Source organism: Pseudonocardia sp. ICBG1142, from assembly GCF_020496255.1.
Classification (GTDB): Bacteria; Actinomycetota; Actinomycetes; order Mycobacteriales; family Pseudonocardiaceae; genus Pseudonocardia.
The window spans coordinates 350,694-363,815 of sequence record NZ_JAHLJC010000031.1 but is presented as its reverse complement, the minus strand read 5'-3'; the positions used below and the strand labels follow the sequence as shown (position 1 = coordinate 363,815).

The 13,122-nt window shown below is 76.6% G+C and carries 12 protein-coding genes and 1 pseudogene; 8 read left to right on the top strand and 5 right to left on the bottom strand.

Going from position 1 to position 13,122, the window contains the following annotated elements; all coding sequences use genetic code 11:
- Nucleotides 1–90: 90 nt before the first annotated feature.
- Nucleotides 91–1,794, top strand: a complete 1,704-nt coding sequence (locus KPL59_RS25880) for a DUF222 domain-containing protein (protein WP_308187953.1) — start codon at nt 91–93, stop codon at nt 1,792–1,794.
- Between the two features lie 330 nt (nt 1,795–2,124).
- Complete coding sequence (locus KPL59_RS25875; protein WP_226351029.1) at nt 2,125–3,414, top strand: hypothetical protein; 1,290 nt, start codon at nt 2,125–2,127, stop codon at nt 3,412–3,414.
- 80 nt (nt 3,415–3,494) lie between these two features.
- Here the strand turns inward: KPL59_RS25875 and KPL59_RS25870 are convergent, their stop codons facing one another.
- From KPL59_RS25870 to KPL59_RS25855, 4 genes are read right to left on the bottom strand one after another with little or no spacing between them, the layout of a single operon-like run.
- The gene (locus KPL59_RS25870) at nt 3,495–4,361 is read right to left on the bottom strand and encodes a hypothetical protein (protein ID WP_226362314.1); all 867 of its coding nucleotides are present in this window, start codon (nt 4,359–4,361) and stop codon (nt 3,495–3,497) included.
- Between the two features lie 45 nt (nt 4,362–4,406).
- Nucleotides 4,407–5,696, bottom strand: coding sequence for a glycosyltransferase family 2 protein (locus tag KPL59_RS25865; protein ID WP_226362313.1), 1,290 nt, complete (start codon nt 5,694–5,696; stop codon nt 4,407–4,409).
- Nucleotides 5,693–6,652 carry a hypothetical protein gene (locus tag KPL59_RS25860; protein ID WP_226362312.1) on the bottom strand — a complete coding sequence of 320 codons (960 nt, stop codon included), beginning with the start codon at nt 6,650–6,652 and terminating at the stop codon, nt 5,693–5,695. Before KPL59_RS25860 ends, KPL59_RS25865 begins: the two co-directional genes overlap by 4 nt.
- A complete protein-coding gene (locus tag KPL59_RS25855) occupies nt 6,649–7,662 on the bottom strand; it encodes a glycosyltransferase family 1 protein (protein ID WP_226351025.1) in 1,014 nt (337 codons plus the stop codon). The genes KPL59_RS25860 and KPL59_RS25855 overlap by 4 nt, the downstream gene beginning before the upstream one ends.
- A 75-nt stretch (nt 7,663–7,737) precedes the next feature.
- Between KPL59_RS25855 and KPL59_RS25850 the strand changes: the two genes are divergently transcribed.
- Nucleotides 7,738–8,640, top strand: a complete 903-nt coding sequence (locus KPL59_RS25850; protein ID WP_226351024.1) for a WcbI family polysaccharide biosynthesis putative acetyltransferase — start codon at nt 7,738–7,740, stop codon at nt 8,638–8,640.
- 114 nt (nt 8,641–8,754) lie between these two features.
- Complete coding sequence (locus KPL59_RS25845; protein ID WP_226362311.1) at nt 8,755–9,159, top strand: glycosyltransferase; 405 nt, start codon at nt 8,755–8,757, stop codon at nt 9,157–9,159.
- Here the strand turns inward: KPL59_RS25845 and KPL59_RS25840 are convergent.
- The gene (locus KPL59_RS25840) at nt 9,067–10,290 is read right to left on the bottom strand and encodes an ISAs1 family transposase (RefSeq protein ID WP_226351754.1); all 1,224 of its coding nucleotides are present in this window, start codon (nt 10,288–10,290) and stop codon (nt 9,067–9,069) included. The genes KPL59_RS25845 and KPL59_RS25840 overlap by 93 nt on opposite strands.
- Nucleotides 10,291–10,331: 41 nt before the next feature.
- Here KPL59_RS25840 and KPL59_RS37150 point away from each other — a divergent pair.
- The 4 genes and pseudogenes from KPL59_RS37150 to KPL59_RS25825 all read left to right on the top strand — a co-directional run.
- Nucleotides 10,332–10,700: pseudogene (locus KPL59_RS37150) on the top strand (glycosyltransferase); the annotation flags it as partial.
- 45 nt (nt 10,701–10,745) lie between these two features.
- Nucleotides 10,746–11,243: a glycosyltransferase gene (locus KPL59_RS37145; protein WP_308187981.1), complete on the top strand. Its 498-nt coding sequence runs from the start codon at nt 10,746–10,748 to the stop codon at nt 11,241–11,243.
- Nucleotides 11,240–12,298, top strand: coding sequence for a glycosyltransferase (locus tag KPL59_RS25830; RefSeq protein WP_226362309.1), 1,059 nt, complete (start codon nt 11,240–11,242; stop codon nt 12,296–12,298). Before KPL59_RS37145 ends, KPL59_RS25830 begins: the two co-directional genes overlap by 4 nt.
- Complete coding sequence (locus KPL59_RS25825) at nt 12,295–13,095, top strand: glycosyltransferase family 2 protein (RefSeq protein ID WP_226351022.1); 801 nt, start codon at nt 12,295–12,297, stop codon at nt 13,093–13,095. The genes KPL59_RS25830 and KPL59_RS25825 overlap by 4 nt, the downstream gene beginning before the upstream one ends.
- Nucleotides 13,096–13,122 lie beyond the last annotated feature (27 nt).

Genomic DNA, 13,122 nt, shown 5'->3' with positions numbered 1-13,122 from the left:
CCCGCAGACCCGGCCCCACCACGGGTCGATCCGAACTGTCGGACCCCTCGGCCACACTCGTGCGAACACACGTTCGACGAAGGAGCCGTCGTGGAACCGTCCGCCGAGCCGACCATCCCCGCAGCGGACCCGGGCCCGCCGCCACTCGACCTGCACGAGCTCGAGTCCGAGCTCCTCGGTCTCGCCGGCCACATCGCCGCCGCCGAGTGCCGCTTCCTGCGCCTGCTCGCCGAGTTCGACGACCGCGGCGGCTGGTGCGGGGTCGGCGTCCGGTCCTGCGCGCACTGGCTCACCTGGCGAGCAGGGATGAGCCTGCGCACCGCGACCGAGCACCTGCGCGTCGCGCATGCGCTGACCCGACTGCCGCGGATCACCGAGGCGTTCGCGGCCGGCCGGATCTCCTACTCCAAGGTCCGGGCGATCACCCGCCTCGCCGGCGCCGAGGACTCCGTCCTCGCCCGCCTCACTCCCACTCCCACACCGGCCGTCATGCCGCACACTCCTGCCCCCTGCCCCACAACGGCGTCGCCCCACCTCGACGCCGCCTCCCGCACCGACCCTCGCCCCGGCGACGACACCACCACCTGCGGCGCCGGCGACGACCCCGGGACCAGCCCGCACCAGGGCCTCCTGTCCTCGTCAGCAGCCGGTCGCGCCGACGACACCGACCCGGCCGTGCACGGCACCGACGGCACCCCAGCCGCGCCCGGACGCCCGACCGGCGCACCCGTCCCCGGTGCGCACGGCCCGTCGCCGGCATCCGCGCCTCCGCCCGCGGAGCAGGTCCTGCTCGACCTCGCCCTGACCGGCACCGCGAGCCACGTCGAGAGCGTGGTCCGCGCCGCGCGCCGCCGCCTCGCACCGCCCGCGAACACCGCAGCCCTGCGTGGCGTGAGCTGGTACCACGACAGCGACGGCTCGCTCGTCCTGCGCGCCCGCCTCACCCCCGACGACGGCGCGGCCCTGGTCGCTGCGATCGAGTCACACGTCGTCGCCCCCTCGACCGCGGCGCCGTCAACCGAGCCCGATCCGCGGGTCGGCCCTCACGAACGGGCCCGCGAGGCCGCCGAGCACGCCCCGGGCGCCGTCGTCGACACCCTGGCCGCGCGGCGCGCCGACGCCCTGCTGCACCTCGTCACGCGTGAGGGTGACGCCGACGGCGGGCCGGTCGTGTCCCGCCCCGGGACGCGGGTCACGGTGGTCGTCGACGCCACCACCGGTACCGCCCGCCTCGACGGCGGACCCGAGATCCCCGCGCCGACGGCCGAGCGGCTCGCCTGCGACGCGCGTGCCCGCGTCCTGCTCACCGACCGCCACGCGAACCACCTCTACCTGGGCCGGTCCCGCCGACTCGCCGGTCCCTCCCAGATCGCCGCACTGAGCGCCGCGGGCGCTGCCGAGGGTCGGCCCGGGTGCCGGTTCCCCGGCTGCGCGCACACCCGGCACCTGCATGCCCACCACGTCCGGCACTGGCTGCACGGAGGCCCCACCGACATCGACAACCTGGTGCTGCTGTGCAGCTTCCACCACCGGCTCGTGCACGACCACGGCTACGTGATCCTCCGCCCGCCCGGTGGGACGTGGACCGTCCACCGCCCCGACGGCACCGTCGTCCGACCGACCGGAGCCCCGCTCGACGGCAGCGCCGAGACACTCCTAGAGATCAACACCCGAGCCCGTCTCCGCATCGACCGCGACACCCTGACACCCGATTGGTACGGCGACCGCCTCGATCCGGGCCCCATCCTGGACGCACTCCTGCCTCCCGATACGGCATCGGCGGCCGCGGCCTGACCCGACGCGCCGGTGCCGCCGTCCACGTTCCGCGGAACGCGACGGCACGGCACCCGGCCCAGGGCAGGCGTCCCTGCTCTCCTGCGCTGGTCTCCTGAGCGGCTGGGCCCGTCCCCGGGCTCCGGCACGGTCCTGCCACCGCCACCCATCTCGGTCCGCCACACGACCACACGGCCACACAACGTGCGACCGCACGATGGTCCGCCACCCGGCGGAACGCTCACCCGCCATCCGCCCCGCTGTCCACAGGCTCGCGGTCCACCGGTCCCGCCGGCGGGCCCGCCTCCGACGTCGTGCCGCCACGGTCAGTGGGCACTAGCCTCACGCCCCGTGACCGACGCGACCCGCACCACCGTGCTCGACCTCGTCGCCGACCCCGGGTTGCCGACCGAGCTCGCCCACCGGCTCGTCCGCGACCTGCCGGCCGCGCTCGGCGCGCACGACGACGCCCGCTGGGAGGTCCGCGTCGCCGACGAGCCGATCGTGCTGGACGAGCGCGGCGCGCTGCCCGCTCTCGACATCGGCGACCGGGTGCGCGAGCGGGACGGTGCCGACGCCGTCGTGCTGCTCACCGACCTGCCGCGCCGCTCCGGGGCGGACCCGGTCGTGGCCGACGGCGGGACCGGGCACCGGGTGGGCCTGGTGTCGCTGCCCGCGCTGGGCGCGATCAACCAGTACCGGCGGTGCCGCGACACGGTGGTCCGTCTGGTGACCGGGCACCTGATGCCCGCCGACCCCGCGCACGCCGGAGAGGCAGGAGCGCCGGGCGCCGGCCATGCGGGTCCCCTGACCCGGATCGATCCGGGGTCGGGAGCCAGGTCCGACGACGACCGCCGGGGCCGGGACCAGGACCGGGGGCAGGCAGACGCGGACGGGGACGACTCCGGCGCCGGCAGCGGCGGGGTCGAGGACGACATCGACGTCCGGCTGGCCCTCACCGGGCTCCGCGGCCGTGTCCGGCTGCTGGCCGGGCTGGTCCGCGCGAACCGTCCGTGGCGGCTGGTGCCGAGCCTGTCCCCCGCCATCGCCGCGGCGGCGGCCGGGGCCGCGTTCGGGATCTTCTACTCCAACATCTGGGAGCTGGCGACGGCGCTCGGGACCGCCCGGCAGGTGACGGTCATGCTGATCGCCCTGGTCGGGATGACCGCGTGGCTGATCCTCGACAACCGGCTCTGGGAGTCGCGGCGACACCGCTCACTGCGCGAGGAGATGCTCCTGTCGAACCTGTCCACGGTGATCACGGTGGCCTGCGGGGTGCTCGCGATGTTCGCCCTGCTGTTCGTGCTCGCACTGGTGGCGGCGTTCCTCGTGATCCCGCCGGACTACCTCTCCTCGAAACTCATGCGCGAGTCCGGGCCGGACGACTGGATCATGATCGCCTGGCTGTCGACCTCCATGGGGACCGTCGCCGGGGCGCTGGGTTCCGGGTTCGCGGACGACGGCGCGGTCCGTCAGGCCGCGTACAGCCGCCGGGAGCAGGAGCGGCGGGCACGGCTGGACCGGGCCGACGACCGCGACGGTGCCCGCGCCAGTGGCCGCGACCGCGGCGGCGACAGCGACCGTGGCGGCGACGGCGACGGCAACGGCGACCGTGGCGGTGGCGGCGACACCCGGGCCTGACCCGCACCGGTCGCGTCCCCGGCTCCGCGACCGCCCTGGATCCGGCAACGGACAGCGCCAACGGCCAGGACCCGGGCGGGTCAGCCCCGGACGAGTGCGTTCCGCAGAACGCGCAGCGCCGCGGCGTCCCTCGGCGCTCCGTCCGCGGCGGCGTCGAGCCGGGCGACCAGGTCGGCCGGCAGGTCGAGCACGATCCGGACCGGTGCCGCGTCCGGTGCCACCTCCGGCGCAGCACCCGGGGTGCCGGTGCCGTCGTCCTCGGCAGTGGCCCCAGAGGAGGTGGTCCCAGAGGAGGCGGCCCCGGTGGAGGTGGTTCCGGTGGAGGAAGGCCTGTGCTCCCGTCGGCCGCGCAGGACCAGGGCCAGCACCGGCAGGGCGATGGTGCCGAGTGCGTCGACGATCCCGGCGACACCGAACCAGCGCCAGTACCACTCGCCGCCGCCGACCGCGCCGGCGGTGATCACCGGCAGCGCCAGCATCGTCGCGACGACGGCGATCGCGGCCAGGGTCAGCACCAGGCCCGTGCGGATCACGGTCCGCCGTCGCTCGGCGAGCAGCAGGAGCAGGTTCGCGTGCGCGAGGCTGATCGCGACGATCGTCGCCACCAGCAGGGTCTTCAGCACCGAGCCGTCGCCGTCGCCCTCGAACAGCTCGTCGCCGCTCCAGACCAGCCACAGGGCCGCCCCCGCGGCGACGACGCTCGCCGCCAGGCCGGCGAACCCGAGGAGCCGCACGGCACGGGTGACGACGGCGAGATGGCAGAGCGCCGAGGTGCCGAACGCGGCGACGATCAGGGTGGTGGCGACGATCCGCGCCTGCAGGTCACCGAAGCCGCCACCGAGCAGGGCGACGATCCCGCAGAGCGAGGCGACGAGCAGCGACGCGACCACCGCGACGATCATCGCGCGGCGGGCCCCGCGGACCGGGGAGGCAGCTGGTGCGGTCATGCCGGCGAGGCTAGGGCCCTGCGGGGCGGTCGGGCCTCCGTAGGGCTACGGCATCCCGGGCAGCGTCCCTGGCGGCGTCCGGGGCAGCGTCCCTGGCAGCAGGGTGGCGACACCCTCCCGGTGCTGGGCGACGGCGGCGTCGACCCGCCCGCGCCGGGCCCGGCCCGCCGCCCGGGTGGAGACGAGTGCGGCGAGGGTCCGTCGGTCGGGTCCGGCGATCTCGACGCGGCCGAGGTCGTGGCCGGTGAGCAGGCCCATCGCGCGGGCCAGCGCGTCGGGCGGGAGCGGCGCGTTGACGTGCAGCCGGGCCCGGGCGCGGCGGAGCCGGTCGGGGCTCCACGGGCCGGGGTCGGCGACCCCGCGGTAGAGCTCGTCGAGCCGTGGGTCGCCGCCGGGCAGCCGCACCCGCACGTCCCGGTGGGTCTGGTTGAGCACCGCGTCGACGATCTCCACCAGCTCCCACCCGCGCGCGTCGGCGTCGACGGTGGCGAGGACGTCGGGGACCGCGCCGGGCAGCGGTGCGCCGCGCACGCCCGGGTCGGGGACGAGCGCGGCGATCCGGATCCGTTCGCCGTCCTTGCCGCCACCCACCGCGTCGTGGTCCGCCGGGCGGCCACCCCAGTCGGGGCCGTCGTGCCAGGCCACCGCGGCCGGTTCGTGGACCAGCAGCGCCCCGTTGTTCCAGACCCGGTAGGCCAGGTCCCAGTCCTCGCCGCCGTAGCCGACGTAGCGCTCGTCGAAGCCGCCGAGGTCGTCGAACAGGCCGCGGTGCAGGGCGAGCACGGCACTGATGACCAGCTGCCAGTCCGTGCCCGAGGCGTCGAGCAGGTCGCGGGTGCGCCGGTAGCCGTCGGCGAGCCAAGCCGGGTCGGGCAGCTGAGGTGCGGCGGCCGGGTCGTCGCCCGGTGCGGTGCCGGACAGGTCGGCGTGCCGACGACGGCCGACGGCGAGCACGTCCGGGCAGGCCGCGATCCGTGCGGTGATCGCGGCGAGGAACCCGGGCCCGGGGACGGTGTCGGCGTCGAGGAACACCAGGATCTCGCCGTCGGCCCGTGCGGCACCGCGGTTGCGCGCGGCGGCGGCGCGGAAGCCGCGGTCGTCCTGGGTCACCACCCGCACCGGCACCGGTCCGGCGAGCGCGGCCGGGTCCGGCGGCTCCGGCGACCCGTCGTCGGCGACGACCACCGACACCGGCGGGAGCGTCTGGCCCTGCAGCGCGGCGACGGTGCGGGCCAGCTGCGCGGGCTGGCGGTAGTGGCACACCACCACCCCCACCGACGGCGGCGGCCCGGTGTGCGGGCGGAGCAGGTCCCAGCGGTTTCCCGGCACGCTCACCGGGCGAGCAGCCCGCGGTAGAGGGCGGCGTGCCCGGCCCCGGCGTCCGGCCAGTCCGGGACCGGGCCGCGGGTGGCGGTGGGCCGGGTCAGGGCGTCGGCGACGAGGGCGTCGCGGCGGTCCTCGTCGTCGTAGAGCGCCACCGAGCCCGGGGCGGCGACGGCGACCTCGCGGGCGTAGGCGCCCGCCGCCGCCAGCGGGTAGCGGCCGTGGGCCAGCCACGCCAGCAGCGAACCGCTGGCGCTGACGGTGCGGCCCGGCGCCACCGGGACGGTGACCGCCGCGGCGGCCGCGGCGAGCGCCGCCGGTTCCAGGTGCCCGGTCAGGATCCACTCCACCCCGCGGGAGCGGGCGCGCCCGGCGAGGGACCGGGCGAGGTCGTCGTGTCCGTCGGAGACTGCCCCCGCGGCGACGACCGCGGGCCGGTCCGGGTGCGCCGCGGCCGCGTCGATGACGGCCTCGTGCCCCTTGCCGGGGTAGACGAACCCGAGCACGCCGAGCGTGCGGAGCCCCGCCCAGCCCGGCGCCTGCTCCGCGGGCACGACGACCGGCAGCGGCAGCGCCACGGTCACCGGGTCGACCGCGCCGAGCGCGCGAGCCTTGTCGACCTCGTGCCCCGCGGACACGACGACCGCGTCGGCGGCGGCGACCACACGCCGGTACCCGGCGCAGCGGCGGGCGTCGCGGGCCGGGTCGGGGTCGGCGCCGGGCAGGTCGTGCAGGGTCACGACGAGCGGCCGGGGCAGGACCCGCGCCTGCTCGACGAAGGCGTCGGCGGCCGCGGCGACGTCGGCGCCCCAGAGCGCGTCGGTGAACTGGGCGTGGGAGAGGTCGGCCTGGCCGGAGCCGACCGGGACGAGGCCCTCGGCAGCCACCGCGGCGGCGACGGCGGCGGCGTGCCGGACCACGCCGTGCCCGGACGCGCCGGGCGCGACGACCCGCACGGTGACGGTCACCGCGCCACCCCGGCCAGGACCCGGCGGTACTCGCGGGCGTGGGCGTCGGCGACCTCGGCGCGGCGCCGCTCCCGGTCGTCGGGGTCGGCCCGCCAGGCCGGACGGGTCCGGTGCGCCAGCGCGACGGCGGCGCCGAGCGAGGCGCGGTCGGGGCCGTCCTCGGTGAGGGCGTAGGTCAGACAGGGCGCCTGCTCGCGGAAGTGCCCGACCTCGGGCACCAGCGCGGTCGTGCCGAGGTCGTGGCAGGCCTCCAGCCAGCCGGAATGGGTCCCCCACCGGTACGGGAGCACCGACACGTCGAGCTCCTGGAGGTAGGAGTGGAAGGCGTCGTCGTCGAACGGGGGGTGCACCCGCAGCTCCAGGCGGGGCTCGTCGCGCAGGGCGTGGGCCACGGCGCGGCCGCGCGCGTCGTCGTGCGCGTCGACCCGCAGCGCGACCTCGGGCGGGGCGGTCGCGGCGAGCGCGCGGGCCACCCCGACCGGGTCGGCGTTGGTGCGGTGGCTCTTGGCGTGCAGGCCCACGACGAACCCGTCGGCGCGGCGGGGCCGGGGGCGGCGCAGCCAGTCCGGCCCGACGACGGCCGGGTGCCCCAGCACCAGCGCGTCGCGTCCCCAGCGCTCCCGGATCCGCGCGGCGGCCCCCGGGGTCAGCGTGACCAGCCCGGCGGCGGCCGGCACCAGCACGTCGAGGGCCGCGGCGTGCGGCGCCGGGTCGGCGTGGTGCGGGTTGCGCAGGTCGTGCACGGTCAGCACCAGCGGGACACCGGTCTCCCCCAGTGCCGCGACGAGTGCGTGCAGCTGGTCGGGGGTGCGGTCGTCGAAGCCGAAGTGGACGTGCAGCACGTCCACCTCCGCGGCGTGCGCGCGCAGGTGCTCGGCGTCGAGCCAGGGCGAGGGCCACCACACCCCCGGACGGGCACCCGGGACCGGCGGGTCCGGGAGCCGGACCACCTCGGGGTGGTGCAGCGACGCCACGTAGGGATGGGCGGTGGGCACGGATGCCACGCGCACGCGACGGCTCCTCTCCTCGGATCCACCGGGATGCCCGTCCGGGCGCGGATCAACCGCGCGGGCCACGATGACCGGGTGACCGATCCGCGCCGCCGCCACTACGGCGTCCTCTACGGCCTCGAGGCCCCGCCGCCGGGACCGCTCGCCCTGGTGTGGGGCAACTGCCAGGCCGAGTCGGTCCGGGTGCTGCTCGCCACCGTCGCCGACCTGCCGGTCACCCCGGTCCGCATCCCGCCGGTGCACGAGCTCACCGCCGACGACCTGCCGCACCTGCGCCGGCTGCTGCCCCGGACCCGGCTGCTCGCGTCCCAGCCGGTCCGCGACGACTACCGCGACCTGCCCCTGGGCACCGCCCAGGTCGCCGCCGGGCTCGCGCCGGGGGCGGTCGTCGTGCGCTGGCCGGTGATCCGCCATCCCGCGCTGCACCCGTGGTCGGCGATCGTGCGCCACGCGTCCGACCCGGCCGCCGTCCCGCCCGGGGTGCCCTACCACGACCTGCGGGCCCTCGCGGCCGCCGCCGGACGCCCGGCAGGGCCGACGCCGACGCCGGACGCGCTGCGCGAGGTGGGCCGGCGCGGGATCGCCGAGCTCGCCCGGCGGGAGGCCCGCGACACCGACGTCGGGGTGTCCGACGCGATCGCGGGCTTCGGCGCGGCGGCCGCGCACACCCTCAACCACCCCGGCAACGAGGTGCTGACGCTGCTCGCCGGACGGGTCCTCGACGCCGCAGGGATGCCGGGCGTCGTCGGTGATCCCGGACGCACCCTGCTGGGCGGGATCCGGGCCCCGCTGCGCGCCGACGTCGTCGACGCCCTCGGGCTGGACGTGCCGCCGCGCCCGCACTGGTGCGTCTCCGGCCGGCCGGTCGCCGAGGACGAGGTCGCCGCGGCGCAGCGGGCCTGGTACGCCACGCACCCCGGATGGGTGGACGCCGGACTGGCCCGACACGCCGACACGCTGGAGGTTCTGGGGCTGTAGCCGGGTCCCGGCGACCATGGTCGAGTTGTGGGGGGCTCCGGGGAGCCGCATGATCGGTGGAACGTCCGGGTTCAGCCGCCAGCTCGCACGGTTCCGTCCTTCGAGCCTCGGAGCGTGTCGACCCATGACCCCGTCCGCCTTCCGCCGGTGACCTCCCGGATCGCGCTCATCGCCTCGGCCCGCTACCCGATCCGTGAACCGTTCCCGGGTGGGCTGGAGGCCCACACCGCCGGGCTCGCGTCCCGGCTGCGACGCCGTGGTCACGACGTGACCGTGTTCGGCGCGCCCGGTTCCGACCCGGGGCTGCGGGTCCGGGAGATGGCGGTGCTGCCGCCGATCTCGCCTGCCGCGCGCAGCGACGTCGGCATGCCGGCGGAGTGGTTCCTCGCCGAGCACCACTCCTACCTCAGGGCCCCGGCAAAGTCGCTAGATGATCTTGTAGGTGGTCAGTGGTCGATGGGGGTCGCGGGCGTGGTGGCGGAGTGCTGCGGCGATGTTGCTGACGCCGTGCAGGCGTAGCGCGGTGATCGCGAGGTTCCGCAACGCCGACATGACCTGCGGGGCGTGACCGGTGTGGGCGGTGGCGCGGTCTTCGTCGAAGCAGACATCACGGACCCAGTGCAGGCGATTCTCGATCGACCAGTGCCCACGGATCCAGCGGGCGAGCAGTCCTGGATCGGCGTCGGTGCTGGTCAGGCTGGTGATCGCGTAGGCGGTCTCGGTTCTCCACTTCCCGCCAGGCCGCAGTGGGCGACGCCGGCGCACCAGCTTGATCGCCTGGGATGCGTGGGGGAAGAACTCTGCGCCCAGGTCGGGACAGGGGTGCAGGCTGACCACGCTGATCGTGCGGGTCTCGACGCGGCCGTGCCCACGCCCGCGTTGACGATCAGCGACGCCGATCTGGGTCCAGGGCAGCGCCCGTACCCGTGCCAGCAGCGTGGGCTGGTTCGCTTTGATCGTCATCAGGTAGTGCCCGCCGCGGCGGTGTAGGTAGTCGGCGTGGGCTCGCTGGGTGTGCAGAGCGTCCGCGGTGACCAGTACATCGTCGAGGTCGAGGGGGTCGAGCAGCGCGGTGAACGCGGTGATCTCGCTGCCCTTCTCTGCGACCTGAACCTGGCCGAGCACGCCACCGCTGGTCTGGTCGAGCACCGACACCAGATGCGGGAGCCAGACCCTGCCGTCGGCGGCACGGACGCGGGCGCCGCGCAGGGTCTTGCCGTCCAAGGCCAGCACGCGACGCTGTTCTCGCCGGGGTGTGCCCTCCGCCGCCGGCTGGGCGCTGAGCTGGGGCAACACCCAGGACTGCAACGCCGCCTCCAGCGCCGAGGCGTCGACCCGTTGCAGGACCCGGCGGATGGTCGACTCGTGCGGAGCGACCGCGCCCACCCCGAGCACGTCCAGCACGGCGCGGCCGACGTCATGGGCGTACTCGGCGATCGCGGTGAACGACCGGGCCCCCGCCAACACCGCGCACGCCCCCAGTAGCAACACCGCGAGGACACCGTGGCGGACACCGCGTGGTTTCCGCGGGTCCGGCACTCGCGACAGGGCCTCCACCAGCGACAACCCCGCCGCCTCACCGACCGGCGCGGCTCTCCCCGCGTCAGGACCGACCTCCAGGCCTTCCAGAGCAGCAACGATCGGAGACACTGACACTGCGGACACAGGCTTCCTGACGTGAGCAAGGATTCGACACCCTCATGATCACGCCAAGCCTGTGTCCGCACCCACCCCCACCCCCCACATCACCGCAGCTCAGGACCCACCCATCACGACTTTGCCGGGGCCCTGACTCCTACCTGGAGCTGCTGCTGGCGCTCTCCCGCGAGCGCGGACGCTTCGACGTGGTGCACAACAACTCCCTGCACTACCTGCCGCTCGCGCTGGCCGACACCCTCGACGCGCCCGTCCTGACCACGCTGCACACGCCGCCGACCCCGTGGATGGAGTCCGCCGTGCGGCTCGGCGACCCACGCCGTCTGCGGTTCGCCGCGGTCAGTGCGCACACCGCCCGTTCGTGGGCGCCGACCGGAGCCCGCGCGACGGTCGTCCGCAACGGCGTCGACATCGCGGCCTGGGAGTACGGGCCGGGCGGCGGGGTCCCGGTGTGGTCGGGCCGGGTCGTGCCGGAGAAGGGCCCGGTGGAGGCGATCCACGCGGCGCGGCTGGCCGGGACCGGGCTGCGGCTGGCCGGGCCGTGCCCGGACCGGGCGTTCTTCGATTCCTGCGTCGCCCCGCTGCTCGGCGACGGCGTCGACTACGTCGGCCATCTCGACCACCGCGCGCTGGCCCGCCTGGTCGGGGACGCGACCGTCGCCGTCGTGTCGCCGTGCTGGGACGAGCCCTACGGTCTGGTCGTCGCCGAGGCGCTGGCCTGCGGGACCCCGATCGCCGGGTTCGCCAGGGGCGCACTGCCCGAGATCGTCGACCCGCTCAGCGGGGTGCTGGCCGAGCCCGGCGACGTCGAGGGTCTGGCCGAGGCGATCCGCGCGGCGTCGCTGTTGTCGCGCACCGACGCCCGCCGGCACGCCGAGGCGACCTGCTCGGCCGAGGTGATGGTCGAGGGCTACGAGCGCATCTACCGTGCCCTGGCCGCCGCATGACCGGCGGCACGATCGTCTACTACGTGCACCACCACGGCAGCGGGCACGCCCACCGCGCCGCCGCGATCGCCGCGCACTGCCGCACCCCGGTCGTCGGGGTGGGGAGCAGGCCCGCCCCGCCCGGCTGGCCCGGCGCCTGGCACGAGCTGCCCCCGGACACCGGCGGCAGCGACACCTGCGCCAGTACCGATGCCGTCACCGATACCGATACCGCCGATGTGACCGCGGGCGGGACGCTGCACTGGGTGCCCCGCCGGCACGACGGTCTGTGTGCTCGCACCGCCGCGGTCTCGGCGCTGCTCGCCGCGGGACCGGCCCGGCTGCTCGTGGCCGACGTGTCCGTGGAGATCGCCCTGCTGGCGCGGCTGCACGGGGTTCCGGTCGCCGTCGTCGCGCAGCCCGGGGAGCGGCTCGACCGGCCGCACCGCACCGCCTACGACCTGGCCGAGGTGCTCCTCGCGCCGTGGCCCGCGGACCCGCCGCGGCCGTGGCGCCCGGAGCTGACCGGCCGGACGGTGCACCTGGGCGGCCTGTCCCGCTACGACGACCGCACCGCCGGCCCGAGCCCGGGCCGGCGTCGGGTGCTGGTCCTGACCGGCAGCGGCGACGGCGGCGCCGACCCGGCCGCGCTCGCCGCCGCGGCCGCCGCGACCCCGGACTGGACCTGGCGGGTCGCCGGCGGCCTCACCGGCGCGCTGGCCGGCGCCCCGCCGAACCTCACCTGCGCCGGCTGGACGGGCGAGGTGTGGGCGGAGCTGGCCGACGCCGACGTCGTCGTCGGCCACGCCGGCCAGAACGTCGTCGCCGAGATCGCCGCCGCGCGCCGGGCCGCCGTCGTCGTCCCGGCCGAGCGCCCGTACGGCGAGCAGACCGCGACCGGTGCGGTGCTGCGGGCGGCGGGCCTCGCCACGGTCCGCGACCGCTGGCCCGCCCCGGCCGACTGGCCGGGGGTGCTCGACGAGGCGCTGTCCCGCGGCGGGGCGGGCTGGTCGCGCTGGTCCGACGGCCGGGCCGCGCAGCGCGCGGCCGCGGTCCTCGAACGGATCGCCGCGTGAGGGCGCCCGCGACGCGGGTCGCCGTGGTCACCGTGGTGCGCGGCCGCGCCGACCACCTCACCCGCCAGCGACGTGTGCTCGCCGCGGGCCCGCCGGTGAGCCACGTCGTCGTCGGGATGGGCGAGGACCCCGTGACCGACGGTGCGGGCCCCCCGACCCGGGTCCTGACCGTCCCCGCACCGGGCCCGTTGCCGCTCGCCGCGGCACGCAACGCCGGGGCGGTCGCCGCGCTCGCCGACGGCGCGACGCTCCTGGTGTTCCTCGACGTCGACTGCCTGCCCGGCGACGACCTGGTCGACGGCTACCGCCGCGCCGCGGCACGGCGCCCGGACGCGCTGCTGTGCGGGCCGGTCACCTACCTGCCGGCGGAGGTGCTGCCGGAGCGGGACCTGCACCGGCACACCGATCCGCACCCGGCGCGCCCGGCCCCGGCCGACGGAACCCTGGTGGCCGAACCGCGTCGCGAGCTGTTCTGGTCGCTGTCGTTCGCCGTCACCGCCGACGCGTGGCGGGCCGGCGGCGGGTTCTGCGAGGACTACGCCGGCTACGGCGGCGAGGACACCGACTTCGCGCTGTCCTGCGGGCTGGACCTGGTGTGGGTGGGCGGGGCGCACGCCTACCACCAGCATCATCCGCCGGCCCGTACCGACCCGGCCCGGATCGCCGAGATCGTCGGCAACGCCCGGCTGTTCCACGCCCGGTGGGGCTGGTGGCCGATGGCGGGCTGGCTGAGCGAGCTGCACGCGGCGGGCGCAGTGGAGTTCGACCCGCGGCGCGACGTGCTGCGGGTCGGATGAGACCGGTCGGGAACTAGCAGGCGGTGC

Bases quoted from the DNA above. Each gene is read 5' to 3' on its own strand.
- KPL59_RS25870 (WP_226362314.1), bottom strand. From the start codon at position 4,361: ATGACCGCACCAGCTGCCTCCCCGGTCCGCGGGGCCCGCCGCGCGATG.
- KPL59_RS25830 (WP_226362309.1), top strand. From the start codon at position 11,240: ATGACCGGCGGCACGATCGTCTACTACGTGCACCACCACGGCAGCGGG.